General features: G+C 63.3%; 19 protein-coding genes and 1 tRNA gene. 15 read left to right on the top strand and 5 right to left on the bottom strand.

Annotated features, from left to right (window positions below):
• The first annotated feature begins 8 nt into the window (after window positions 1–8).
• The 14 genes from B7X65_RS17075 to B7X65_RS17010 all read left to right on the top strand — a co-directional run bounded on the left by B7X65_RS17075 (window position 9) and on the right by B7X65_RS17010 (window position 18,390).
• Window positions 9–647 (top strand): CoA transferase subunit B, encoded by a 639-nt coding sequence (locus B7X65_RS17075; RefSeq protein ID WP_293595499.1) that lies wholly within the window; start codon window positions 9–11, stop codon window positions 645–647.
• A gap of 389 nt (window positions 648–1,036) precedes the next feature.
• The gene (locus B7X65_RS17070) at window positions 1,037–2,608 is read left to right on the top strand and encodes an AAA family ATPase (RefSeq protein ID WP_293595498.1); all 1,572 of its coding nucleotides are present in this window, start codon (window positions 1,037–1,039) and stop codon (window positions 2,606–2,608) included.
• A 77-nt stretch (window positions 2,609–2,685) separates the two neighbouring features.
• The gene (gene mshL / locus B7X65_RS17065; protein ID WP_293595497.1) at window positions 2,686–4,383 is read left to right on the top strand and encodes a pilus (MSHA type) biogenesis protein MshL; all 1,698 of its coding nucleotides are present in this window, start codon (window positions 2,686–2,688) and stop codon (window positions 4,381–4,383) included.
• Window positions 4,380–6,092 carry a tetratricopeptide repeat protein gene (locus tag B7X65_RS17060; protein WP_293595496.1) on the top strand — a complete coding sequence of 571 codons (1,713 nt, stop codon included), beginning with the start codon at window positions 4,380–4,382 and terminating at the stop codon, window positions 6,090–6,092. Before mshL ends, B7X65_RS17060 begins: the two co-directional genes overlap by 4 nt.
• Window positions 6,089–7,804 (top strand): GspE/PulE family protein, encoded by a 1,716-nt coding sequence (locus B7X65_RS17055; RefSeq protein WP_293595495.1) that lies wholly within the window; start codon window positions 6,089–6,091, stop codon window positions 7,802–7,804. The genes B7X65_RS17060 and B7X65_RS17055 overlap by 4 nt, the downstream gene beginning before the upstream one ends.
• Window positions 7,804–9,006: a type II secretion system F family protein gene (locus B7X65_RS17050; RefSeq protein WP_293595494.1), complete on the top strand. Its 1,203-nt coding sequence runs from the start codon at window positions 7,804–7,806 to the stop codon at window positions 9,004–9,006. Before B7X65_RS17055 ends, B7X65_RS17050 begins: the two co-directional genes overlap by 1 nt.
• Window positions 9,007–9,235: 229 nt before the next feature.
• Window positions 9,236–10,810 (top strand): hypothetical protein, encoded by a 1,575-nt coding sequence (locus B7X65_RS17045; protein WP_293595493.1) that lies wholly within the window; start codon window positions 9,236–9,238, stop codon window positions 10,808–10,810.
• Entirely contained in the window at window positions 10,807–11,439 is a 633-nt protein-coding gene (locus B7X65_RS17040; RefSeq protein ID WP_293595492.1) for a hypothetical protein, read from the top strand. Before B7X65_RS17045 ends, B7X65_RS17040 begins: the two co-directional genes overlap by 4 nt.
• A 14-nt stretch (window positions 11,440–11,453) precedes the next feature.
• Window positions 11,454–12,017 carry a hypothetical protein gene (locus tag B7X65_RS17035; RefSeq protein WP_293595491.1) on the top strand — a complete coding sequence of 188 codons (564 nt, stop codon included), beginning with the start codon at window positions 11,454–11,456 and terminating at the stop codon, window positions 12,015–12,017.
• Between the two features lie 4 nt (window positions 12,018–12,021).
• Window positions 12,022–12,876 carry a type II secretion system protein gene (locus tag B7X65_RS17030; RefSeq protein ID WP_293595490.1) on the top strand — a complete coding sequence of 285 codons (855 nt, stop codon included), beginning with the start codon at window positions 12,022–12,024 and terminating at the stop codon, window positions 12,874–12,876.
• A 3-nt stretch (window positions 12,877–12,879) separates the two neighbouring features.
• Window positions 12,880–13,497 (top strand): response regulator, encoded by a 618-nt coding sequence (locus B7X65_RS17025; RefSeq protein ID WP_293595489.1) that lies wholly within the window; start codon window positions 12,880–12,882, stop codon window positions 13,495–13,497.
• Window positions 13,494–14,657, top strand: coding sequence for a hypothetical protein (locus B7X65_RS17020; protein ID WP_293595488.1), 1,164 nt, complete (start codon window positions 13,494–13,496; stop codon window positions 14,655–14,657). Before B7X65_RS17025 ends, B7X65_RS17020 begins: the two co-directional genes overlap by 4 nt.
• Before the next feature lie 76 nt (window positions 14,658–14,733).
• The gene (locus B7X65_RS17015) at window positions 14,734–15,375 is read left to right on the top strand and encodes a type II secretion system protein (RefSeq protein ID WP_293595487.1); all 642 of its coding nucleotides are present in this window, start codon (window positions 14,734–14,736) and stop codon (window positions 15,373–15,375) included.
• Window positions 15,376–15,678: 303 nt separating this feature from the next.
• Window positions 15,679–18,390: an ABC transporter substrate-binding protein gene (locus tag B7X65_RS17010; RefSeq protein ID WP_293595486.1), complete on the top strand. Its 2,712-nt coding sequence runs from the start codon at window positions 15,679–15,681 to the stop codon at window positions 18,388–18,390.
• A gap of 42 nt (window positions 18,391–18,432) precedes the next feature.
• On the opposite strand, the gene B7X65_RS17005 is transcribed toward B7X65_RS17010, so the two are convergent.
• The 3 genes from B7X65_RS17005 to B7X65_RS16995 form a co-directional block, all read right to left on the bottom strand.
• A tRNA-Gly gene (locus tag B7X65_RS17005) sits at window positions 18,433–18,506 on the bottom strand.
• Window positions 18,507–18,545: 39 nt separating this feature from the next.
• Complete coding sequence (locus B7X65_RS17000; protein ID WP_293595485.1) at window positions 18,546–18,986, bottom strand: DsrE family protein; 441 nt, start codon at window positions 18,984–18,986, stop codon at window positions 18,546–18,548.
• On the bottom strand, window positions 18,983–20,461 hold the full coding sequence (locus B7X65_RS16995; RefSeq protein ID WP_293595484.1) for an NAD-dependent succinate-semialdehyde dehydrogenase: 1,479 nt from the start codon (window positions 20,459–20,461) through the stop codon (window positions 18,983–18,985). Before B7X65_RS16995 ends, B7X65_RS17000 begins: the two co-directional genes overlap by 4 nt.
• A gap of 207 nt (window positions 20,462–20,668) precedes the next feature.
• Here B7X65_RS16995 and alaS point away from each other — a divergent pair, with 207 nt between their 5' ends.
• On the top strand, window positions 20,669–23,311 hold the full coding sequence (gene alaS / locus B7X65_RS16990) for an alanine--tRNA ligase (protein ID WP_293595483.1): 2,643 nt from the start codon (window positions 20,669–20,671) through the stop codon (window positions 23,309–23,311).
• Window positions 23,312–23,499: 188 nt separating this feature from the next.
• Here alaS and B7X65_RS16985 read toward each other — a convergent pair whose 3' ends face one another.
• Complete coding sequence (locus B7X65_RS16985) at window positions 23,500–23,970, bottom strand: RidA family protein (protein WP_293595482.1); 471 nt, start codon at window positions 23,968–23,970, stop codon at window positions 23,500–23,502.
• Window positions 23,971–24,115: 145 nt separating this feature from the next.
• Window positions 24,116–25,060, bottom strand: coding sequence for a transglutaminase family protein (locus tag B7X65_RS16980; RefSeq protein WP_293595481.1), 945 nt, complete (start codon window positions 25,058–25,060; stop codon window positions 24,116–24,118).
• Window positions 25,061–25,097: the final 37 nt, after the last annotated feature.

Below are 25,097 nucleotides of genomic sequence, written 5' to 3'. Positions count from 1 at the left end.
GCACGAACATGGCATGGACCCAGGATCAAATGGCCGCACGCGCGGCGCAGGAACTCGAAGACGGTTTTTATGTGAATCTCGGCATCGGCATTCCGACGCTGGTGGCCAACTTCGTGCCCGACCACATCGAGGTGTGGCTGCAGAGCGAAAACGGCATGCTGGGCATTGGCCCGTTTCCGTATGAAGACGAGGTGGACGCCGACCTGATCAACGCCGGCAAGCAGACCGTGACCACCATCAAGGGCTCGTCGATTTTCGGCAGCCACGACAGCTTTGCCATGATCCGCGGCGGCAAGATCAACCTCAGCATCCTCGGGGCCATGCAGGTCAGCGAACATGGCGACCTGGCCAACTGGATGATTCCGGGCAAGATGATCAAGGGCATGGGTGGCGCCATGGACCTGGTGGCCGGCGTCAAGCGGGTCATCATCCTGATGGAGCATGTCGCGAAGAAAAAAGACGGCACGGAAGACCTGAAAATCCTCGAAAAATGCACCTTGCCGCTGACCGGGGTTGGTGTGGTGGACCGCATCATCACCGACCTGGCCGTGATGGACGTCACGCCGGAAGGCCTGAAAGTGGTTGAACTGGCACCCGGCGTCACCCTCGAGGCCCTGCAGGCCAAGACCGGCTGCAAGCTGCTCTAGGCAGCCCTCCGTCGTCAGGCGCGTTCACGCCGTCTGGCGACAACAACAAATTTCCCCACCCACCTTCTGAGACTGGGCGCGCGCCGCCCGGGCAGGCGCTGGCGCGCAACTGGTGCCGGCCGGCCCGGCCGCCTGTGCCACTCCAGCCTTAAGGATTGGCGTCCTCGGGTCAGTCGCTGGGGCGCCCGGATGCCCTTTTCATGAATGCGCACGGCCAAGGGTGGCCGACCCGCTGCCGCGCCCGGGATTCCCGGAAAGCAACAGTCGCCCCCATCGGGCGTGTAACAATTTCTTGCATTTTTGGTTTCAAACGCATAATCCTTGATACAGCCGCCATTGAAAAAATGACCGCGCACAACTTGAGCATTCCTTAACAAGTATTTGAAAACATGAGTGTTCTTTACCTAGATCACTTCGGCTTGTCGACGGATCCTTTTCGCATTACACCCGACACAGGACTCTTCTTTACCGGAGGCCAGCGTGGCGACATCCTCGAAGGATTGATCGTTGCTTCCATGCATGACGAGGGAATCGTGAGTGTGGTGGGTGAAATCGGCATGGGCAAAACCATGCTCAGCCGCATGTTGCTGGAGCGGCTGCGGCCGTTGCCGTCGGACACGGTTTACCTGGCCAACCCGGTTTTTGATCGCGACGAAATTCTGGGCGCCATTGCCCGCGACCTGATGCCCGAGCCGCCGCAGGGCAACCGGGCGCACATGCTCGCGGCGCTGGAATCCGTACTCATCGAGCGTTACTCCCAGGGCCGGCGCGTGGTGGTTGTGATCGACGAGGCGCACAGCATGCCGGCGACCACGCTGGAGGAGATCCGCCTGCTGTCCAACCTGGAAACGACCCAGAACAAACTGCTGAAAATTGTGCTGTTTGGCCAGCCCGAGCTGGACGAATTGCTGGCCGCACCGCAACTCAGGCAGGTCAAGGACAGGATCAGCCACCGGTTTGAACTGCAACCGCTCGATGCCCAGGACGCGTCGGCCTACCTGATGTTTCGCCTGCACAAGGCCGGGTGGAAGGGGGGCGAGCTGTTTGACGCCGCAGCTTTGCGCCTGCTGGTTCAGGCCTCCGAGGGCCGTACCCGCAAGCTCAACATGCTGGCCGACAAGTCCATGCTGGCGGCGTATGCGGAAGGTATGCCGCAAGTGGGTATTGACCAGGTGCGCCGCGCGGTCGGCGACAGCCTGCCGACCACCAGGCGCGCCACGCTGTTTGCCGCAAACATAGCCAGCGGCAGCTCCGCTGGCCTGTGGCGCAGGTTTGCGCCGGCAGGCTTCGGGGTGCTGATCGCCTTGGGTGTCGGGTATCTTTTGGGCAGTGGACGCGGGCCGGACAGGAGTGAGCGCACGGCGATGACCCAGCCGGTGACGCCGCTGGTGCCTGAGGCGGCTTCGCGTCCGTTTGATAGCCTGGCGCCACACTCGCCGTCGCCGCCGGTTTTGCCCGTCAAAGCGGCTCCCGGCCCTGTCCTGGCCGTTGCCGCCGCTGCAGCCCCATCCCGCAGTCCAGCCATTGGGGCCGTGCCTGCTGCCACGGATTCCCTGCCGCCTGGGGCCAGAAACGCGTCGATCGCGGAGCCCGCGCTGGTTGCGAAGCTGAAGGACAGCTCCCTGGCCGTTCGCATGCAGGCCACTGACGAGTTCATCGCCAAGCCCTCCAGCAAGGGGTTCACGGTTCAGCTATTGTCCCAGCGCGCCCCGCGGGATGCCGAAGTACTGGCCATGGCCAATGAAGTCCAGGCAGCGCTGGACGGCGCTGCGCAGCCCGCCGTGCCGGTGCTCGTCCACAACCGGCTCTACCAGCGCCAACTCTCTCACGCCCTCTATGCAGGGCACTTCGAAACCCGCGCGGACGCCCTGGAGTTCATACAATCAGCTCCTGCTGCCATCAGGCGCTATAACCCGGTTGTGCGCAGCCTCGACGCCATCCGTAAGGAGCCTGTCCCTTGAAAATCGATTGCCCCGCCTGGAAGCTGGTCTTGCTGGCCGCACTGGTGCTTGCAGGCTGTGCCACACCGCCACCACCCATGTCCAAAGGACACCTGGTCGAGGAGCCCGGCACGGTGCCACCACTCGCCCAGCCGCCTGGCGACGTCGTCAGCATTCCGCCGCTTTCGGCCGGCGCACCGCGTCTGCCCGCACCCCGGGCGGTCAAACCGCAGGAAACCTACAGCGTGGTGGTCAGCAACGTCAACGTTCAGACCCTGCTGTTTGCATTGGCCCGCGATGCCAAGCTGAACCTCGATGTTCACCCGGGCATCACCGGCACCGTCACGCTCAATGCGCTGGACCAGACGATTTCCGAACTGCTGGATCGCATTGCGCGGCAGGTCGACATGCGTTACGAGCTGGACGGCAAGAACCTGTTCGTGCTGCCCGACACGCCGTTTCTGCGCCTGTACAAGGCCGACTATCCCAACATCTCCCGCGATTCGGTCAGCAGCACGGGCTCCGAGTCGCAGGTTGCGACCACCGGGCAGGGCACTGCGTCGGGCACGGGCAACTCCTCGTCCGCGTCAATTCGCAATACGTCCAACAACCGGTTCTGGGTCACGCTCACGGAAAACATCCGTGATTTGCTCCGTGAAACCGACAAGGTCATCGAAACGACGGCTGCTGCTGCACCTGCTGTAGTGCCCGCTGCGCCAACGCCTGTGGCCTCTGTGGCCGGGGCGCTGGGTGCGACCGCCCGAACCATCACAGGCGCTGCTACGCCAGCGGCTGCTGCCGCACCACAACCGCTTTACCGCGAGGCCGCATCGGTGATTGCCAATCCGGAGACGGGTGTGATCAGTGTTCGCGCCACAGGCAAGCAACATGCACGCGTGCGCGAGTTTCTCGACCAGGTGGTTGGCAATGCCAGGCGGCAGGTGCTGATCGAGGCCACGATTGTGGAAGTGGCGTTGAGCAACGACTACCAGCAGGGAATTAACTGGTCGTTCGTCCGGAACGCGGTCTCCACACCGCTGAGCCTGGTGATGGCCGCCGGCGGTGGAACAGCCCTGTTGACGGGCGTCAACCCAGCTTCTCTTGGTACCTTTACCGCCCAGAAATCCTTCGGAAAAACCGATATTTCTGCGACCGTGCGCCTGCTCGAATCATTCGGGAAGACCCGCGTGCTTTCCAGTCCCAAGGTCAGTGTCATGAACAACCAGGCCGCGCTGCTCAAGGTGGTGGACAACAAGGTGTATTTCACGATCTCGGTGACACCGGGCACGCCAGGCTCACTTGGTGTGGCCCCCACTGCAGCGGTTTACACCACCACCATCAACACCGTGCCGGTGGGCTTTCTGATGAACGTGACGGCCCAGGTCGGCGACGACGACGAAATCACGCTGAACCTGCGTCCGTCCGTGTCCCGGATCATGAGTTATGTCAATGATCCGAGTCCCGCCCTGGCGACAGCCGGTGTCACCAACCGGATTCCTGAAATACAGACGCGCGAGTTCGAGTCCATCATGAAGGTACGGGACGGCGAGACCGCGGTGCTGGGCGGTCTCATGCAGGACGACCAGAGCAACGCCACGGACCAGCTTCCCGGCGTGGGCAATGTGCCGGTCGTCGGCGAACTGTTCAAGCTCCGCAGCAACCAGTCCAACAAAAGCGAACTGGTCATTTTTCTGCGTCCCACCATCCTGCGCGACTCGAGCATTGATGGCGACGCCTCCTTTATCCGGAGTCAGCTTTCCATCGGCACACCGGTGCCTGTGGGGCGCCGGCCATGAGCTTGTTGCTCGACGCGCTCCGCCGGGCAGAGGAGGACTCCCGCAAGCGCAAGCTGGACGCGTCTGCGACCGGCGCCGGCCCGGCGCCCGTGGCGGACACACCTGAGGACCAGGCGCAGACATCCGGCGCCGAGTTGACCTTGCAGGCGCAGACACCGCCTTCGATACCAACCCAGGAACCGACCGGAGCTGATATGCACGCTTCCGCGGCGCCACTGGTACCGGCGCCCGAGACGGGTTTTCCGGACCTGACGCTGGTGTCGGACGAACCCGCCGCCGCCGCGCCGTTGCCGCAAGCCGCACCCGAGACCGCGACCGCGGTGGCCGATCCCCGGACCCCGACTCAGCCCTACGGACGTTATGCCAGGCCAACGGTTGCCGAAGCAGGCCAGAGTACGGGGGCTGTTACCGGGGGCTGGGCCGCCGCCCAAGCGGCGCGCGAACCAGTGCGCCCCTCAACGGGGCCCTTCGCCGGGCGAGTTCCCGTGTCCCAAGCCCCCGAAACAACGCCGACCGCGACGGGGTCCCTGGACCGGGTTGCACCCGTTCCGGGAACCACGCAGCGCCAGGCGATCTCGGCAGCGAGCGCGATGGCGGGTGCCGGCGTTCGCAAGGTGCCGAACAAGCCGCAGCGACGGCAATGGTTGCTTGCCGCGGTGGCGCTGGTGGTGGCACTGCCTCTGGCCGCCTTTTTGCTGTTTGGGGATGTGCTTTTCGGGTCCTCCAGCACACTGCTTGCGAGCAAGCCCATCGTGCCAGTCGTGGCCCCGCAGGTCGCTGCGCCCGATGCATCTCCGGCATCCCCATCTGATGCTGCTGCGCCCGGCAATCTGCCCGCTGCGGCCAGTGAAACGACGGCGGTTGCCGGGACGGACAAGAGCGCCCCTGCCGCCGCACAGCCGGTTGCCGGCATGGTCCCGCCGTCCGCGCCAAGGGTGGCTGGCGGCCCAACCCGCACATCTTCTGGCCCGGCGCCTGTGATGTCGCGTCCCCGCGCAGTGGCGCAAAATCCTGCGCGCAACACCGCGGCCAGGCAGACGCCAATCGGCGGCGACAGCCGCCTTGAGTCGGGTGCCGCCCCTGGCGGACCTGGTGTGGCATTGCGTCCCAATGCCGCAAGACCTGCCTCGCTCATGGATGCCGCGTACGCGGCCTACCAGGCGGGCAAGACCACTGAAGCCACCCGGCTCTATCAGGACGTTCTCAGGGCCGACCCGACTCAGCGTGATGCCTGGCTCGGCCTGGCCGTCATTGCACATGCCGCCAATCAGCGCGAACCGGCCATGGATGCCTACAAGCGGGTCTTGCGCCTGGAGCCGCAAAACGCCACGGCGCTCGCCGGCCTCAGCAGCCTGATCACCAACGCGGGCGAACCCCAGCAGGAGTCCAGGCTCCGGGAAATGCTGGCCCGGTCGCCGCAGGAGGCCGATCTGAACAATGCCCTGGGGCTGGTCCTGTCCGGCGAAAAGCGCTGGTCCGAGGCGCAACCCCTGTTTTTCAAGGCGCATTCCGCAGCGCCCCAGGAGCCGCAATTCGCCTACAACCTGGCGGTGACGCTGGACCACCTGAGAAAGTCCGGCCTCGCGGCGCAGTACTACGAAACCGCGATAGGGCTGGCCCAGGGACGGGCCTCGGGGTTTGACGAAACCAGCGCACGCACCAGGCTGGCTGCATTGAAGGCGGGCGCGGTTGCGGGGGCGTCCCGATGAACGCCAAACTCGACGTCTACAACCCGACGTCGTTTTACCTTGAGCTCGAGCGCAGCGGCCTGATCACGCACGACCAGGCCGAGATTGCCTGGACCGAGCGTGAAAAGCGCGGCGGCTCTTTCGGCGACATCCTGGTCAGCCTGGGCATGTTGTCGCTCGATGACTTGACGGCCATCATGGCTGCGGCCAGTGCCACCGAGGCGATCCGCCTCGACGACATGGTCCCCGACGACGGGGCGATCAAACTCATCCCGAAAACGCTGGCGCAGAACTACGACGTTTTTCCGGTTGGTTTTGACGACGAGAGCCGTCAGTTGACGGTCGCCATCAGCGACACCAACGACGTCGTGGCCATGGACCAGTGCCGCTCCGCCGTGCCGGCCGATATTTCACTGCGCTGGCGACTGGCGTCCAAAGCCGACATCAAGGCCGCCATCGACCGCTTCTACGGTTATGTGCTGTCCATCGACGACATCCTCAAGGGGCTGCGCACCGGCAAGATGGACGACAGCGCACTGTCCATGCGGGGCGCGGAGGCTTTTGCGCACCCGATTGTCCGGCTCATCGATGCCTTGCTGGCCGATGCCGTGCTCGAAGGTGCTTCCGACATTCACTTCGAACCCGAAGAAGGTTTTTTGCGAATTCGCTACCGCATCGACGGCGTCATGCGTCAGGTGCGTGTGCTGCACAAGCAGTACTGGCCGGCATTGTCGGTCAGGCTCAAGGTCCTGTCGGGCATGGACATCGCCGAGACGCGGGCACCCCAGGACGGGCGTATTTCGATGGTCATACGTGGGCACGATGTTGACTTTCGCGCGGCTGCGCAGCCGACCATCCATGGCGAGAACTTCGTCCTGCGTGTGCTCGACCGGCGCAAGTCCATCGTGCCCATGGACAAGATGGGGCTGCCTGCCGACCGCATGAACACCTTGCGGTTGATGCTGGCGCGGCCCTACGGCATCATCCTTGTGACGGGACCGACCGGCAGCGGCAAGACCACCACGCTGTACTCCATCCTCAACGAGATGAACACCGAGAGCGTCAACATCATGACGCTGGAGGACCCGGTCGAATACCCGATGGCGCGTATCCGCCAGGCCTCCGCCGCCGACAACCCCAAGATGGATTTTGCCAACGGCATCCGCTCCATGATGCGGCAGGATCCGGACATCATTCTGGTCGGCGAGATCCGCGACCACGAGACGGCCGAGATGGCTTTTCGTGCCGCCATGACGGGCCACCAGGTGTTTTCAACCCTGCACGCCAATTCGGCGGTGCTGGCCATTGCCCGGTTGCTGGATCTGGGCATTCCCGTTAGCGTGATGACGGGCAACCTGATTGGCATCGTCGCGCAGCGCCTGGTGCGTCTGCTGTGCCCCAAGTGCAAGGCTGCCTACGAAGCCGGCGATGTTGAAAAGTCGCTGCTGGGCGTTGCACACCATCTGCCGCTGACCCTGTACCGCGCCGTGGGGTGCGCCCACTGTAAAAACCAGGGTTACAAGGGGCGAACCAGCATCATGGAGCTGCTGCGCTTCGACATGGGCCTGGACGACCTGCTGTCGCGCAACGCGCGTACGCCCGAGCTGCTGGCCCACGCGCGCAGCAACGGTTTCACCACCATGGCCGAGGACGGGCTGGGCCGCGTGCTGGCAGGCACAACCTCGCTTGAAGAGGTGGCCCGTGTGGTGGACCTGACCCGGTTGGCCAACTGATGCTGGAGTTCAATTACCGCGCGATCACGGCCGAGGGCCGGACCATCTCGGGGCGCCAGTCCGCTACCAGCGAGTCGGACCTGGAAGCGCGCCTGGGCCGCATGCAGCTGGAGCTGCTGAAAGCCACGCCGGTACGCGCTGCCACGCTGTTTGCCCGCAAGAAGCTGGAGAGCAAGGAGCTCATCAACATCTTCATCCACTTGCAGACGATGAGCCATGCAGGTGTGCCCTTGTTTGAATCGCTGATCGATTTGCGCGACTCTGCCGACACACCCACCGTGCGGCGTTTCATCTCGGACCTGGTGGATCGTATCGAGGGCGGCGCCAGCCTGTCGGAGGCGCTCGAGCAGTCGCCTGCGGGCATCGACAAGGTCAATGTCAACCTGATTCGTACCGGCGAAGCCACCGGCAAGTTGCCGGAGGTGCTGGCCGAGCTTGTGGAAAGCCTGAAGTGGTCGGACGAGATTGCTGCGCAGACAAAAAAGCTGTTGATGTATCCCGTCTTTGCCGGCACCGTGGTGCTCGGAGCCGTTGGCTTTCTGATGATCTACCTCGTGCCACAGTTGCTTGGGTTCATCAGGAATCTGGGCGGTACAGTGCCCATCCAGACACGGGCACTGGTGGCTTTTTCCGGCTTTCTGGTCAATTACTGGTACACCATTCCCCTGGTGATTTTTCTGGTTGCCGCCTTGTGGATCACGGCCGTGCGTCTGTCTCCGGCTGCCAGGCTCTGGGTAGACAGTGCCAAATTGCGGGCGCCCATCTTTGGCCCCATCCTCAAGAAGATCATCATGGCGCGTTTTGCCAAGTCCTTTGGGCTGATGTACAAAAGCGGCGTCTCGGTACTCGACGCGCTCGGGTTCTGCCTGAGCCTCTCAGGCAACGCGGCGTATCGCAAGGCGATCAGCGGCGCCGCGCTGAGCATTTCCCAAGGACAGAAAGTGTCGGACTCCTTCGCCGCGACCACGCTGTTTCCAGCATTGGTGGTACGCATGATCCGGGTCGGCGAAAGCACTGGCGGCCTGGACAAGGCGCTTGAAAACGTCAGTTATTTCTACACCCGCGAAGTCAACGATGCCATTGAAAAACTGCAGGGGCTGATACAGCCTGTGCTGACGCTGGTGCTCGGCGGCATGATCGCCTGGATCATGTCGTCCGTGATGCTGCCTATATACGACCTGATTTCCAAGGTCAAGTTCTAGGGCCTGCCCACCGCGAGGCGCAAAATGCAGCCGGGCTGGAGCCCGGCAAGGCTTTGCAACGCTGCGCATGGCCTTTTTGGCCGCAACCCGGAGGGAACGGGGTGAAAACAGCGCCACTCGTCGTTGCACTCCTAGCCCAGCCGCCCAGGCTGAGCGTCGTCGCGCGCCTGGATTGGCGCTGTTTTCACCCCGTTCGCACTCGCATAAATAGTGCGAACAGGCCCTAGCCATGACTGAATTTGCCATTGTCATCGCGCAGCAGTCGGTCCACCTGTACCGGCTGAGCGGTGCCAGCGCTGAGCCTGTGGCGGCAGCGGGTGTGGATGTTGACCCCGTCGCCTGGATCGCCGCCCACATGCCGGCGCGCGGCAACTGTTCGCTGGTCAGCGACATCATGGACGAGGCCTACATCCGCAATGTCTTGCCGCCGATCTGGCTGGCCGGTACCCGGCAGCAGTTGTTGCAGCGCCGGCTGTTGCAGCAGATGCGCGACAACCCCTACCGCGCTGCCGTGCTGGTTCCTTCCGGCTCATGGCGGCCGCCGACCCGTGTCAGCCTGATCGGCATGGGGCAAAGCGAGCGCATCGCCCAATGGCTGGCTGCCCTGACGGCGCATCACATTCGCGTCAAGGGCTTGTGGCCGCTGTCGGCCCTGATCGCGCTGGAGGTCAGGCAGAAGTTGCCCCGGCGGCCACGCACCGACCCGCTGCCAGGCCAGCCACCGATGGCGCCGGAGCCCGCCAGCCTTCGGCCCACGCTGGCCCTGGTGGCCACCCCTGCCGGGTTGCGGCAGGTGCTGGTCCGCGGCAAGACGCCGCTGTTTTCGAGGCTGGCCCTGAGTGTGGGTGAAGGCAGCCTGTCGGCGGCCTTTGTACTGGCCGAAGCGCGCAGAACCGTTCAGTACCTGATTTCGCAGGAATGGCTGGGCAGCGCCGACCAGCCGGTCGCCACGCAGATGTGGTTGCCGTTTGATGATGAGCAGGCACTTGCAGAGGTGGGCAGTGACCCTGCGCTAGACGTGCAATTCATTGAAGGCGTGGCCGACGCTTATGCCCGGCTGCTGCCGCGGCTCAAGTCGGCCTCTGCGCAGCTGCAATTTTTGCCGGACGAATCACGCACGCAATGGCGCGCTGCCCAGATCGCTGCCGGTGCGAAGTATGGCGGCATGGCCGTTCTGGCCGTGGCCGTCTTGTGGTCGGCGGACTTGTTGTGGCTGTCCTGGGGCAAGCGCAATCTGGCGCAGGAGCAACTGGCGCGCGCGGCGGTCATCAACCAGCAGGCCAGCCAGGAAGTCCTGCGCGCCAAGGGCGACCTGAGCCAGGCCGGCCTCGCGGTGGCCTCGGTACAGGCCTGGCAGCAGACCTTGGCAGCGCAGCCCGACCAGTTTGCCGGTCTGCAACATCTGGCCGGCGCATTGAAAGGTGCACCGGGCGTGGAAGCGCAGAAGATCAGCTGGGCATTGCCACGTCTGCAGGTGCAAGCCGCCGGCGTGCCACCCGCGCCTGCCCAGCCTTTTGGGTGCCCCAAGGTGGTTGATGCTGCCGCCGCTGCTGCACCTGCTGTGGAGCCTGCCAAACCGGCCCTTGCCTTGCTGAGCTTCACGGCGGCGCTTCCGCTGGCATTGACACAGCGACAGGCGCTGCAGCTGCAGGACGGCTTGCTTGCTGGTTTGAATACCGGGGGCTGGTCGGCCTTTCTGCTCAAGTCCACAGTGACGCTGGACCCGGTGCAGGTTCAGACCGGCACGCTCGGCGAGGTGGGCGCACGTACGCTGGACCTGTGTCTGGAGAAGGTTGCACCATGACTGACCTGCAAAAACCACGCAGCGTCTGGCGCATGGCCGCCCGGCCGCTGGTGCTGGGCGCGATCATGTGCACCCTTGCTGCTGCGCTGGTTGGTGGCGCAAGCTGGTGGGCCCAGAGCATCGCGCAGGAGCAAAGCAAGGCTCAGGCAGCACTGGGCGCCGCCAACCTGTCGCTGGAGAACACCCAGTCCGACCGGGCCAGACTGGAGGAGAATCTGCAGATGTTTGGCAAGCTCAAGCAGTCGCGCTTTGCCCACACGCCCGACAGGCTGGCCATGCTCGAAGCCCTGGAAGGTGCGGCCCGCGACCTGCGCAAAAGTACCCTGGTGTGGGAGCTGGGCGCGCAGGAAAAAATCAAACCCCTGAACGACGACAAGACCGGTGAAACCGTGGCCCACTTGGTACGGGTGCCCATGAAGCTCGGTGTCAGCGGTGTCCATGAGCAAGAGTGGATGAACCTGCTGGCGCGCCTGCAGGGCGGCAACGCGGGTTACTTCACGGTCGACAGCTGCGTTTACGATCAGAAAACTTTCTCCAGTGCGGGCCGTTCGGTTCCAGCGGTCGATGTACGTTGTGAATTGTCGTGGTTGTACGTGGTGGCCGAAGGCGCAGCGCCTAAAGTGCCATGAAGAGGGAGCCAGTGATGAAACTCTCCCCAACGGTTGTCAAGGCTCCGCGGTTCGGGGGCCGGGTTGTGGCGCTTGGCCTGACAGCGCTGACTGCCTGTGCAGCCATGGCGCAGACGGCAGGGCCAGCACTGACCGTTCCTGGCGTTGCCCTGTTGTCCGGTGAGCTTGGAGCGTTGATTCTTTCGCCTGCACAGCGCCGAAATCTTGAATCGGTACGTAACGCTGCCGGCAATGCAGACGGTGGCGTGCAGGTACTTCCAAAGGATCCATCTGGTGAAGCCGCCACGGGCTTGCCGGATACCTTGGTCGTCAGTGGCGTGGTGGTCCGTTCAGGCAACCGCAGCACGGTGTGGGTTAATGACCAGCCGCTTTATGGACGGGCCGCAGCCAATCCCTTGCGCACGCTGGCAGGGCAGGCGGGTGTGTTGCAGTCTGGGGGCCAGGACATGCAACTCAAGGCCAGGCCGGGGCAGGTGATTGATGTGCCTTCGGGGCAGGCGGTCGATTTGTTGCCGCCGGGGGCTATCCGGATTATTCCGCCCAAGGCGGGCACGGGTGGAAGTACCCCAAAGGAGTAAAAATATGAATCAATATCCCCGAGATACGGTGCGTTTTCTGCCTGTGAGCAGAATGCGACAGCGTGGATTCAGCCTGATAGAAATCGCACTGGTGCTGGTGATTGTTGGCTTGGCCCTCGGCGGTATTGTTGCGGCCATCGGTCCACAGCTCGACAATAAAAACGTCAGGGATACCCAAGAGCGCATCAAGCAAGCTTCGGAGGCCATCATGGCGTTTGCCATTGCCAACCGGCGCTTGCCGTGCCCTGCGAGCGCGGCCAGCAACGGCGACGAGGTGGTCATCGGCCTTGTGGGGCAGTGCGCCAATTTCAATAACGGTTTTGTGCCTGCGCGTACGTTGGGGTTGGACGAACGCGGCGCGAACGGCACCATGCAAGATGCCTGGGGTTTTGGCATTCGCTATGCAGTCACTCAAATCACTTATGCGGGTACCGGAAATGCTCCCACGCCCATTGATTGTTCCGTGACGCCGTGCTACCCCTTCACACAGTCAGGCGGCATCAAGAGTGCATACTACGCAAGCGGCGTTCCGGTCCCGCTTGCGCAGCAGCCCGCTGTTGCGCAGCTGCAGCAGGTGTGTGCATCGTCGACCGGTATCACTGCGACAACATGCGGCGTCGCAGCTGCAAATCTCGTCGTGCAGCCAGCCTTCGTGGTGTGGTCTACCGCCCGAAACGGGGCCGAACTCCCCGGTGGGGGGGGCGCCGACGAGGCGGCCAACCTGGACGGCAACGTCGTGTATGTGACCCACCCGCGTACAGAGCCCACCGCGACGAATGGCGCGTTTGACGACATCCTGCAATGGCAGACTGTCGCGACGGTGTTTCAGAACATGACAAACATGGGCATTCTCAAATAGACCATGTCCGACAAGCGCACTGTCCTGGTCGTTGAAGACGATGCCTCCTTGCGCGACTGGTGGTGCGGTTCGCTGGAGGACATGGGCTACCACGTGCTGTCCGCTGACTCTCCGCCACAGGCGCTTGGCATGGCGCGGCAGAGTCCGATCCCGGTTGAGCTCGCCTTGCTAGATCTGGGGCTTCCCCCGCATCCAAACGAACCGACCGCAGGCCTGGAACTGTTGCGTTTGCTGATGCTGGAGCAGCCCTCGTTGAAAGTGGTGGTCCTCACCGGTCAGGACGAGCCCTCGGTGGCCCTGAAGGCCATCGGTCTTGGCGCCTTTGACTTCTTGAACAAACCCGCCAGCAGCCAGCGTCTTCGAGAAGCCCTGGCCCGTGCCGTGCTGTTTTTGCAGGCTGAAAAACAGCTGAGCACCGACGGACAGGCACGCATGACGCTGACGGCTCTGGTTGGGGAGGGCGTCAGGGAATTCGGCGAGGCGGCGCAGGAAAAACTTGTGCGCTCGGTCTTGGCCGACAGTCAGTTCAATGTGGCCCAAGCGGCCCGCAAGCTGGGGCTGACCCGTGAGCATTTGTACTACTTCATGAAGAAGTTTGGCATTGAAAGAGCATCGTCATGACCGATCTCTACGATGCCGCGGTGGCTTTGGTGGTGGCGGGCCTGAGCATCGGTTTCACGATGCTGTGGCTGCGCCACCTGAGCCGCCTGCATCGCCGGCGCATGGACCAGCTGCTGGCCTTGCGCGAGGCCTTGCATGATGACTTGCTGGGCACGCTGGTCCTGCATCAGCGTACGCTTGCGCAGCTGGGCCTGATCAGCATGGACTGGCGGGGGAACTGGTATGGCTCACCGGTCTTCACCCGGATGGGTCCCCCCATTCCGGCCATAGTGCATGGGGCGGCAGCGACCGATGCGCGGGGCCAGCGGCGGTTTGATGATCGCGTCCTTTGTCAGAGCTTCCAGTTTGACGATATTTCGCTGGACTTTCGCATCGGGCTCAAAGGTTTGCGCGGTGAGCGCCACCTGTTTGCCGTGCAGGCCGCCGAGGTGCTGTTTGCCATGCTTCAAGGTGCCTTGGCGGCCCGTCAGCTTGCACTGGTGGCAGCGGTCAGCCAGCGTGCGCGGGTAGGCGTTTTTTTGCAGCACGACATGCGCAATCTGGCGCAATGGGTGCAACTGGTGGCAGAAGACTTTGCGGCAGCACAGGACGACCAGACGCTGATGGTCCGCGCGCGGCGTTTGCGCAGCAATGCCGCCCTGGCGGCCAACAAGGCAGAGCGCATGGCGAAGGCCTTGCTCAATCCCACCTGGCAGCCATCACTTTCGGCGCCGCTGACGTCGCAGGAAGATCCCGAGTCGGCGCTCATGCTCGATCTGGATGAACACATCCGCCAAGCCGGAGAATTGCACCAGGTCGAGATCGAACTCGAAGGCGGTGCCTGGTTGCAGTGGGACGAGCAGGCCCTCGCGACAGTGCTCGACAACGTGCTGGGCAATGTATCCACCTTGTCGCGCGAGCGCATGCTGCCAGCGCGCTGCAGGGTCCGGGTGATCGAAGAAGGGCAGGACATCGTTGTCCATTTCGAAACACCGCAGCTGCCGCTGGAGATTCCATTGGACAAGCTTTTTGAGCCCTGGGCGACGTCCGGGTCGGTTAACAAGGGTTTGGGTATGTACCAGGCGCGCAAGCAGGCCCTTCAGTCGGGCGGCAACCTCTGCGCAGAGCCCTTGGGTCAGGGGGTACGGATCACGCTGCGCATGCCTTGTAAAAATTCCTGACTCCCCCAGCTTTAAAACAAAAGATACATTTGATTACCGATGCATTCCGTATCGTGCAATCATTTTGGAGTCATCAATGAAAACATTGAAAAAGCAGGGCGGTTTCACTTTGGTGGAAATCGCAATCGTGCTGGTGATCGTTGGCCTGTTGCTGGCTGGCGTTCTCAAGGGCCAGGAGCTGATCGAAAACACGCGCATCAAAAACATGGCGAAGGACATGGAAAGCATGACTGCCGTTGTCCGGAGTTATCAGGATCGCTATCGGGGCTTGCCCGGTGATGACCTGACCGCAACGACTCACACGGCGCGCGGTTGGGGTGCTGTGGCATTTACTGCATCTGTCAATAATGGCCTGATTGGCGTTGCCAGCGCTAGTCCTTTTACCGCGGCGGTTACTTCTGAAAACACGCAGGGCATTCGAGCACTGCGTTATGCCGGTTTTATTGAGGGTGACCCCCTGTTGACCACGCTGCCCCAAAATGCTGCGGGTGGTTTCATCGGTCTGACCAACACTGTTTGGGGATTTGGCGCTGTGAATGTGGTGTGCCTGAACAATTTGACAGGCAAGCAGGCGGGTGCTCTCGATCGCCTGCTGGATGACGGCATCAGCAATACCGGTACTGTTCGCGCTACCACCGCTGCACTTGCGGCAGCCGCGCCAGCCGCAGTCAACTATGTTGAGGCGACGACGGGCTTCACGGTCTGCAGAGCGCTGTAAGGATCGCCTAAGCAGAAAAGCCGGGCACCTGCCCGGCTTTTTGGTTTTCGGCTGGATGTTGAGGGGCGCGGGATGCATTCGCGCAGTACATGCCAACATGTCGGGATACCGATCTGGCCTGGCGCAGGAGAGAAGCAATTTTGGCCCTGCAGGCATTGTGAAACGTACGCGAGATGCTCCTGTAAATGTAGCATTCAGGAGTCGGCTGAGTGTTCTGGAGAGTGTTATCCGCTTGACGGAAGGGGTGCTCAGATGCCACATGGAGCAAAAAGCGCATGCTAGACTGAAATCACGATGTTTCGCATGCCCCGCTCGCCCCAGGCCTTGCCGAATCCGGTGAGTCGACTGGTGGCGGGTATGACGATTTTTGCGGTCATTGCCTTTTGGGTTTTTTGTACCAGTCCGGCCCATGCCGCCCCCGACGCCAAACCACCCGAACGCGTCACCCTGCAGCTCAAGTGGCTGCACCAGTTCCAGTTTGCCGGCTATTACGCCGCACTGGCCAAGGGCTTTTACCGAGATGAAGGCCTGGACGTCACGATTCGCGAGGGCGGTGCAGACCGGCCGGTGATTGCCACGGTTCTCAAGGGCGACGCGCAATATGGCATTGGCGATTCGGACCTGTTGATCGACCGCATCAACGGGCGGCCTCTGGTGGCACTGGCGGCGATATTCCAGCACTCGCCTTACGTCATCATGAGCCGGGCGGACCGCGGGATTCGCTCACCCAGCGACCTGGTCGGCGCCAGGGTCATGCTCTCCGAGGGTCAGGGCAGCATCCAGCTACGTGCCGTGCTCAAGCGCGAGGGTATCGACCCCCAGCGCGTCAACATCCTGCCGCAGTCCTGGAAGCTCGAGGATTTGATCGAGGGCCGGGTGGACGCCATGTCCGCCTATTCGACGGTGGAGCCCGCCTTGCTTCGCGCCCGCGGCGTGGCGCCTGCGACCATGCGCAGCCTGGACTATGGCGTTGATTTTTATGGTGACATCCTCTTCACGACCGAGGCCCAGGCAGAGAAAGCGCCCGAGCGCACGGCCGCCTTCCTGCGCGCCACCCGCAAGGGTTGGGAATATGCTTTCACTCACGAACAGGAAATAGCCGACCTGATCATCGGCATGCAAGGTGTACGCCAGCGAGGGCTGACCCGCGAGGCCCTGCTGGGCGAGGCGATGCAGATGCGGCCATTGGTGTTGCCCGATCTGGTGGAGATCGGACATCTGAACCCCGGTCGGCTGGAGTCCATCGCGCGGACGCTGGCGAGCCTGGGCATGGTCAAGGCGGACTACTCCTTGGCGGGGCTGATGTTCGAACCGAGGACGGGCCTGCCTCCTTCCGCCGTGCGATGGCTGGCCGGCGCGGTTCTTGGTGTCGTCGCGTTGATGGCCCTGGTGCTTCTCTGGAATCTGCAAATGCGCCGCAGTGTCCGCGAGCGCACCTGGCAGCTGCAGACCGAGGTGTTGCGGCGCACCGAAGTGCAGCAGCAGCTCAAGGTGAGCCAGGACATGGTTCAGCTGATGTTCGGCACCGCGGCAACAGGCATCGTGATGAACACGCCCGACGGACGCTTCCTGATGGCCAACCCGGCCTACTACGCCATCGTGGGATACACCGAAGCCGAGTTGCAGGCCATGGACACGCGCGAGTTGACCCACCCGGACGACCGGGTCCGCTACGCCGCGCAGAGGGACCGGATGCTGGCCGGCGAGCTGGAGAGCTTCTCGGACGAAAAACGCTATGTGAAAAAGGACGGCTCCGCCGTGTGGGTTCATTCCACGGTGTCCATGGTGCGCTCCGCATCAGGGGAGGCCACACACATCATCTCGGTGACCGAAGACATCACGGAGCGCCGGGCCATCCAGGACAAGCTGCGCCAGAGCGAAGCCTTGCTCAGGATTGCAGGGCGCACCGCGCGGATAGGCGGCTGGATGCTGGATTTGCCGGCGGATCATTTGGTCTGGTCCGACGAGGTCTGCCATATCCACGAGGTGCCGCCCGGAACCAGTCCCTCCCTGCAGCAAGCCCTGGAGTTTTATGGGTCGCCCGGATGGCGGGCGAAGATAGAAGCAGTCATGAAAGCCTGCATCGACAGGGGGACGCCCTTTGATGAAGAAATGGAGATCATCGTTGCCAATGGACGCCGGGTCTGGGTCAGGGTCATTGGCGAGGTGGTGCGTGATGACAGCGGCAAGGTCATCCGGCTCCATGGCTCGACCCAGGACATCACCGAGCGCAAGCAGGCCCAGGAAAGCATCCTGCGCCTCAATGCAGAACTGGAAGAGCGGGTGCGGCAGCGCACCTCGCAGCTCGAGGCCGTGAACCGCGAGCTCGAAGCGTTTTCGTATTCCGTTTCACACGACCTGCGGTCTCCGCTCAATACCATCGACGGGTTCAGCCAGCTGATAGAACGCATGGCATCGGAAAAAGTCGGCGCCCAGGGAAAACACTACCTCAGCCGCATCCGCGCCGGCACCCGCCAGATGGGTGAGCTGATCGAAGGCCTGCTTTCGCTCGCCAAGCTGTCGCGGGACCCGCTGCGTGCGGGAACGGTGGATCTGGCAAGAATTGCTACACAGGTGGTCCAGGCCTGCCGCGAGCGCGAGCCGGAGCGCGAGGTGGACATCCATATCCAGGAGAACCTGCTGGCGCTAGGCGATCCGCTCCTGCTGTCGGTGGTGATCCAGAACCTGCTGGGCAACGCGTGGAAGTTCACGTCCCTGCAGCCGTCGGCGCGCATCGATGTGGGGTGCAAAACGGGGGAAGACGGCGAAACCGTCTATTTCGTCAGGGACAATGGCGCCGGCTTCGACATGGCCTACGCCGACAAGTTGTTCGGAACCTTCCAGCGGCTTCATTCCTCCACCGACTATGCCGGCACCGGCATCGGGCTGGCTACCGTCAAGCGCATCATTGACCGGCATGGGGGCAGGGTATGGGCCGAGGCTGGCGAAGGGCAGGGCGCGACCTTTTACTTCACCCTTGGCGTGGTGGTGGACAGTCCTGCGGTCGCCGTGTGAGCGTCACGCCGGCGAAGGCTGGAGTGGGGAGAGAGGGAAATGTGGAGCGGGTGATGGGAATCGAACCCACGCTATTTGCTTGGGAAGCAAAAGTTCTACCATTGAACTACACCCGCGTTCGCCGATTATAAAAGTGAAGAAGCGGCAAAAAACGCTCAGGGCCGCAAATAAGACCAGCCTTCGGCCTGCTTCTTCATGATTTCGACGGCGCCGGCCGGCACATAGCTGATGGCGGGCAACATGTCGTCCCGGTTCAGTTTCTGGGCGCGCAGGGTATTTTCACAGGCGAGCACCTTGACGTTGGCTTTCATGGCCTCGGCCACACGCGCGCCGACCGGCGACTCCAGCTTGAGCATGCCGATGCCGGGACCGAAGGCGACGATTTCAATATCGACGTTGGCGGCGCCCACGTCGTCCTGCACGTTTTTGATGTTGTTGAGCGCCAGGTTCCATTTGGCCGGGTCGTTGTCACTCACCTGGACCACGAGTTTATGGCGTTTTTGGCCTGTAGCCCCCGTCCCCTGGGCGCCGGCAGCTACTAAAAACGTAGCACCTGCGACGGCGACAGCGGCATGGATGAAAAGTCGGCGGTTCATTTGAGGATGTCTCCCAGGCAAAGGTATTTCATTTCCAGGTACTCTTCCATGCCGTGGCTGGAGCCTTCGCGGCCCAGGCCCGACTGCTTGACGCCGCCGAATGGCACGTGTTCGGTGGCGATCACGCCGGCGTTGATGCCGACCATGCCGTATTCCAGCGCCTCGGCGACGCGGTAGATGCGGCCGATGTCGCGGCTGTAGAAGTAGCTGGCCAGTCCGAACTCGGTGTTGTTGGCCGCGTCGATGGCTTCCTGCTCGTGCTTGAAGCGGAACACCGGCGCAAACGGGCCGAAGGTTTCCTCTTTGGCGCACAGCATGTCGCCCGTGGCTTCCGAAATCACGGTGGGCTCGAAAAACTGGCCTTTGAGCTTTTTGCCGCCGGCCATCAGCTTGCCGCCCCTGGCAATCGCGTCGTCCACATGGCGCTGCACTTTCTCCACAGCCGCGTCCTCGATCAGCGGACCCTGCACCACGCCTTCCTCGAAGCCGTTGCCGACCTTGAGCAGCTTGACCTTGGCGGCGAATTTTTCGACGAACTTGTCGTACACGCCGTCCTGCACATAGATGCGGTTGGCGCAGACGCAGGTCTGGCCGGCGTTGCGGTACTTGCTGGCCATGGCGCCGTCGACGGCCGAGTCGATGTCGGCATCGTCGAACACGATGAAGGGCGCGTTGCCTCCGAGCTCCAGCGAGAGTTTCTTGATCGAGGGTGCGCTTTGCGCCATCAGGATGCGGCCGACCTCGGTGGAGCCGGTGAAGCTGATGTGGCGCACCACGTCGCTCGCGCAGAACACCTTGCCGGCGGCGATGGAATTGTCGCTGTCGGCGGTCAGCACGTTGAGCACGCCAGCGGGAACGCCGGCGCGCACGGCGAGCTCGGCCGCGGCCAGGGCCGTCAGCGGCGTCAGTTCGGCCGGTTTGATGACCACCGGGCAGCCGGCGGCCAGGGCAGGCGCCACCTTGCGGGTGATCATGGCCAGCGGGAAGTTCCAGGGCGTGATCGCCGCACAGACGCCGATGGGCTGCTTCAGGACCATCAGGCGGCGGTTGTTGTCGAACTGGGGCAGGGTTTCGCCGTTGACGCGTTTGGCCTCTTCGGCAAACCACTCGACAAAACTCGCGCCATAGGTGACTTCGCCCTTGGCTTCCGTAAAAGGTTTGCCCTGTTCGGCGGTCATGATGCGGCCCAGGTCCTCGACATTGGCCATCAGGAGCTGGTACCACTTGAGCAGGATCGCGTGGCGCTCCTTGCCAGTCTTGCTGCGCCAGGCGGGCCAGGCGGCATTGGCGGCGGCAATCGCGGCTTCGGCCTCCTTGGCGCCCAGGTTGGCCACGTCGGCGAGTTTGAGGCCGGTGGAGGGGTCATTCACGTCGAAACGCGAGCTGCCCTTGACCCACTGGCCGTTGATCAGGGCGTCGGTTTTGAACAGGCTGGGGTCTTTGAGCAGCGAAATCGGGGAGGTTTTCATGTCCATGGGGGTCTCTTTCGGGGGTGCCGCTGCGGCGCGGCTCATTGGTACAGCCTGCAAGCATAGCGCGTCGGGCGGTATTACGCAGAGCGGGCGGGCGCTTGGTCCGCGAAACTTATAATCAAAAGTTCAGGCAAATCAAGCATCCAGGTGCGGTCGGCCGCTCCGGGTCCTGGCCTGGCCGGCGCCGGCGTCACCAGCAACTACCAAAACATGAGCACACCCACATTCACCGTCGCCGACATCCGCAAGACCTTTCTGGACTTTTTCGCGTCCAAGGGCCACACCGTGGTGGCGTCGAGCTCGCTGGTGCCGGGCAACGACCCGACCCTGATGTTCACCAATTCGGGCATGGTGCAATTCAAGGATGTGTTCCTCGGCACCGACAAGCGCTCCTATGTGCGTGCGGCTTCGGTCCAGGCCTGCCTGCGCGCGGGCGGCAAGCACAACGACCTCGAAAACGTGGGCTACACCGCGCGCCACCACACCTTCTTCGAGATGCTGGGCAATTGGAGTTTTGGCGACTACTTCAAGCGCGAGTCGCTGAAGTGGGCCTGGGAACTGCTGACCGAGGTTTACAAGCTGCCGGCCGACAAACTGTGGGCCACGGTCTACATCGACGACGACGAGGCCTACGACATCTGGACGAAAGAAATCGGCCTGCCGCCGGAACGCGTGGTGCGCATCGGCGACAACAAGGGTGCCAAATACGCCAGCGACAACTTCTGGATGATGGCCGACACCGGCCCCTGCGGCCCCTGCAGCGAGATTTTCTTCGACCACGGCCCCGAGATCGCCGGCGGCCCGCCCGGCTCGCCCGAGCAGGACGGCGACCGCTACATCGAGATCTGGAACAACGTGTTCATGCAGTTCGACATGCAGCCCGACGGCTCGGTCAAGCCGCTGCCCGCGCCCTGCGTGGACACCGGCATGGGCCTGGAGCGCCTGGCTGCCATCCTGCAGCATGTGCACAGCAACTACGAGATCGACATCTTTGACGCGCTGATCAAGGCCGCTTCGCGCGAAACCGGCGAGAAGGACCTGGACAACAAGTCGCTGCGTGTGATCGCCGACCACATCCGCGCCACCGCCTTCCTGGTGAGCGACGGCGTCAACCCGTCCAACGAGGGCCGCGGTTATGTGCAGCGCCGCATCATCCGCCGCGCGATCCGCCACGGCTACAAGCTGGGCAAGAAAACCCCGTTTTTCCACAAGCTGGTGGCCGATCTGGTCAGGCTGATGGGCGAGGCTTATCCCAAGCTCAGGAGCGACGAGGCGCGTATCACCGCCGTGCTCAAGGCCGAGGAAGAGCGTTTCTTTGAGACGCTGGAAATCGGCATGACCATCCTGGACACGGCCCTGGCCCCTTCGACAGGCTCAGGACAGGCTCCGAAAATGCTGCCCGGCGACGTGGCCTTCAAGCTGCACGACACCTACGGTTTCCCGCTCGACCTGTCGGCCGACGTCTGCCGCGAGCGCGGCGTCGAGGTCGACGAGGCCGGTTTTACTGCAGCGATGGACAAACAGAAAAACCAGGCGCGTGCCGCCGGCAAGTTCAAGATGGACCGTGCGCTCGAGTACACCGGTGAAGGCAATGTGTTCACCGGTTACGAAGCCCTGGAAGCCAGCGGAAAAATTGTTGCCCTGTATGCCGACGGCGTGCCGGTGGCGGCGCTCAAGACCGGCCAGCAGGGCGTGGTGGTGCTGGACAACACCCCGTTTTATGCCGAAAGCGGCGGCCAGGTCGGCGACCAGGGCGAACTGGTCAGCGGCTCGGCGCATTTTGCAGTTGGTGACACCCAGAAGATCAAGGCCGATGTGTATGGCCACCACGGCAGCGTGGCGCAAGGCACGCTCAATGTGGGCGACCATGTGTCGGCACGGGTCAACCTGGCCGTGCGCGCCGCCACCGTGCGCAACCACAGCGCCACCCACCTGATGCACAAGGCCTTGCGCGAAGTGCTGGGCGACCATGTGCAGCAAAAGGGCTCGTTGGTCGATGCCGAGAAAACCCGTTTCGACTTTGCCCATAACGCACCCGTGACCGACGAGCAGATTCGCGAGATCGAGGCGCGCGTCAACGCCGAGATCCTGGCCAACGCCGCGACCGACGCCAGCGTGATGGACATGGAAGCCGCCCAGAAAACCGGCGCCATGATGCTGTTCGGCGAGAAGTACGGCGACCAGGTGCGTGTGCTGAGCATTGGTTCGAGCAAGGAACTGTGCGGCGGCACCCATGTGGCACGCACCGGCGACATCGGCTTTTTCACCATCACGGCCGAGGGCGGCGTGGCCTCCGGCGTGCGCCGCATCGAGGCCGTCACCGGCCTGGCGGCGCTGAACCATGTACAGACCATGGAAGCCACCCTGGGCGGGGTGGCCGGCACGCTCAAGGTCACACCGCATGAAGTGCCGGCCCGCGTCAGCGGCCTGCTCGAGCAGATACGCGATCTGGAGAAGGAAGTGACGGCCATCAAGGGCAAGCTGGCGTCGGCGCAAGGCGATGAGCTGATGAGCCAGGCGGTCGACGTCAAGGGCCTGAAAGTGCTGGCCGCGAAGCTCGAAGGCGCCGATGCCAAGACCCTGCGCGAAACCATGGACAAGCTCAAGGACAAGCTGAAAACGGCGGTCATCGTGCTGGCCGCTGTCGACGGCGACAAGGTGCAGATCGCGGCCGGCGTGACTGCCGACAGCGTGGGCAAGGTCAAGGCCGGCGAACTCGTCAACTTCGTGGCCCAGCAGGTCGGCGGCAAGGGCGGCGGCAAGGCTGACATGGCCATGGCTGGCGGCACCGATGCGTCCAAACTGCCAGCGGCGCTGGCTTCGGTGCAGGGCTGGGTCAGCGAACGCGCCTGAACTTACCATTTGTCCGTTCGCCCTGAGCCTGTCGAAGGGGCCTCACAAGGCGGACAGGCTTCGACACGCTCAGCCCGAACGGTAAAGAGGCTGCACCGCATTGCCAGCAGGGGCCGCGATCCGGCTTCGCCGGTCGCAAGGCGCCGCCCCCTGCAAGGGGGAGGAGGCGAAGGCTCCACGGGGTGTGCTTATGCCACTTCGGCGATCAGCTCAATCTCGACGCAGGCGCCCATGGGGATTTGCGCGACACCAAAAGCGCTGCGGGCATGGCTGCCGGCCGGACCGAACACCTCGCCCAGCAGTTCGCTGGCGCCGTTGGTCACCAGATGCTGCTCGGTGAAGTCGCCGGTCGAGTTGACCAGGCTCATCACCTTGACGATGCGTGTGATCTTGCCGAGATCACCGACGGCTGCATGCAGCGTGCCCATCAGGTCGATCGCAATGGCGCGTGCCGCGGCCTTGCCTTCCTCGGTGCTCATGGTCTTGCCGAGTTGCCCAACCCAGGGCTTGCCGTCTTTTCTGGCAATGTGGCCGGAGAGGAAAACCAGTTTGCCGGTCTGCACAAAAGGCACATAGGCCGCTGCCGGTGTGGAGACCGGCGGCAGGGTGATGCCCAGGGTTTTCAGCTTGTCGTAGATGGGGCCGGTGGGTTGGGTCATGAAACGCTCCTGAAGGGGGTGGGTCGAAAAAATTGAACGAAATAGGCGCTGGGCCCTTATTCGACGGGCGAAAGCAGCTATGAAAAAGATAGCTATTCTGATGGACGACCAGCAATTCTAGTCCGGGCGCCGCCGTCCGGCGGCATCACTCGGGCTCGGGCAGCTTGGCGATGGGGGTCATCGTCACCGCCACGTCCAGCACGTGGCGCGCACCGCCGCGTATCACGCCGCGCATCGGCGAGACGTCCAGGAAATCGCGACCCGTGGCCAGCGTGACATAGTCCTCGCCCGGGGCGCGGTTGTTGGTGGGGTCGAAGTCCAGCCAGACGCCCGGGCTTTGTCCTTCCGCCAGCGCCAGGCCGCCGGCCTCGCTTTCCACCGGGCAGTACACCGAGGCCCAGGCATGGGAGGCATCGCTGCCGATCAGGCGCGGCTGGCCGGGTGCGGGCGTGGTCAGCAGGTAGCCGCTGACATAACGCGCCGGCACACCCATGGCGCGGCAGCAGGCGACCATGATGTGGGCAAAGTCCTGGCACACGCCTTTGCCCAGTTGCAGCGCCTCCAGCGCCGGCGTGCCCACCTCGGTGCTTTCGCTGTCATAGACCATGCCGGTGTGGATGCGTTCCATCAGGTCCTGCGCCGCTTCGGGCAAGGGCCGCCCGGGGGTGAAGCTGGGCCGTGCAAATTCCGCAAACGCCTCGTCGCGCGGAATGTAGGGCGAGGCGAACAGGAATTCGCAGGCACTGTCATAGGCGGCGCCGGCGCGGTAGCGGAACTGCTCACGCACCTGCTCCCAGGACAGGCCTGCCGGCGCGTCTTCGGGCGTTGCGGCAAGCGCCAGGGTGGAGACGATGCTGTCGGCGACCACCGTCAGCTTGTCGTGCGGCGTGTGCAGCGAGAAATAGGTGCGGGTGTTGCCATACACGTCGGTCCGTTCCTGCAGCCGTGCCGGCTGCGGGCTGATCGTCAGCTGGTGGCGCAGCAGTTGCTGGCCGGCGTGGCTGGCCGGCTTGAGGTGCAGCACATGGTGGGCACTTTCGACGGTGGGGCTGTACGCATAACGCGTCTCATGAACAAGGTGAAGCAGCATGGCGGGAAAAAGGAAAGGTGCAGCCGGCGCCGGGAAC

Origin of the sequence: Polaromonas sp. 39-63-25 (assembly GCF_002278925.1) — a bacterium.
Classification (GTDB): domain Bacteria; phylum Pseudomonadota; class Gammaproteobacteria; order Burkholderiales; family Burkholderiaceae_C; genus Polaromonas.
This window is presented reverse-complemented; position numbering and strand designations above follow the sequence as displayed.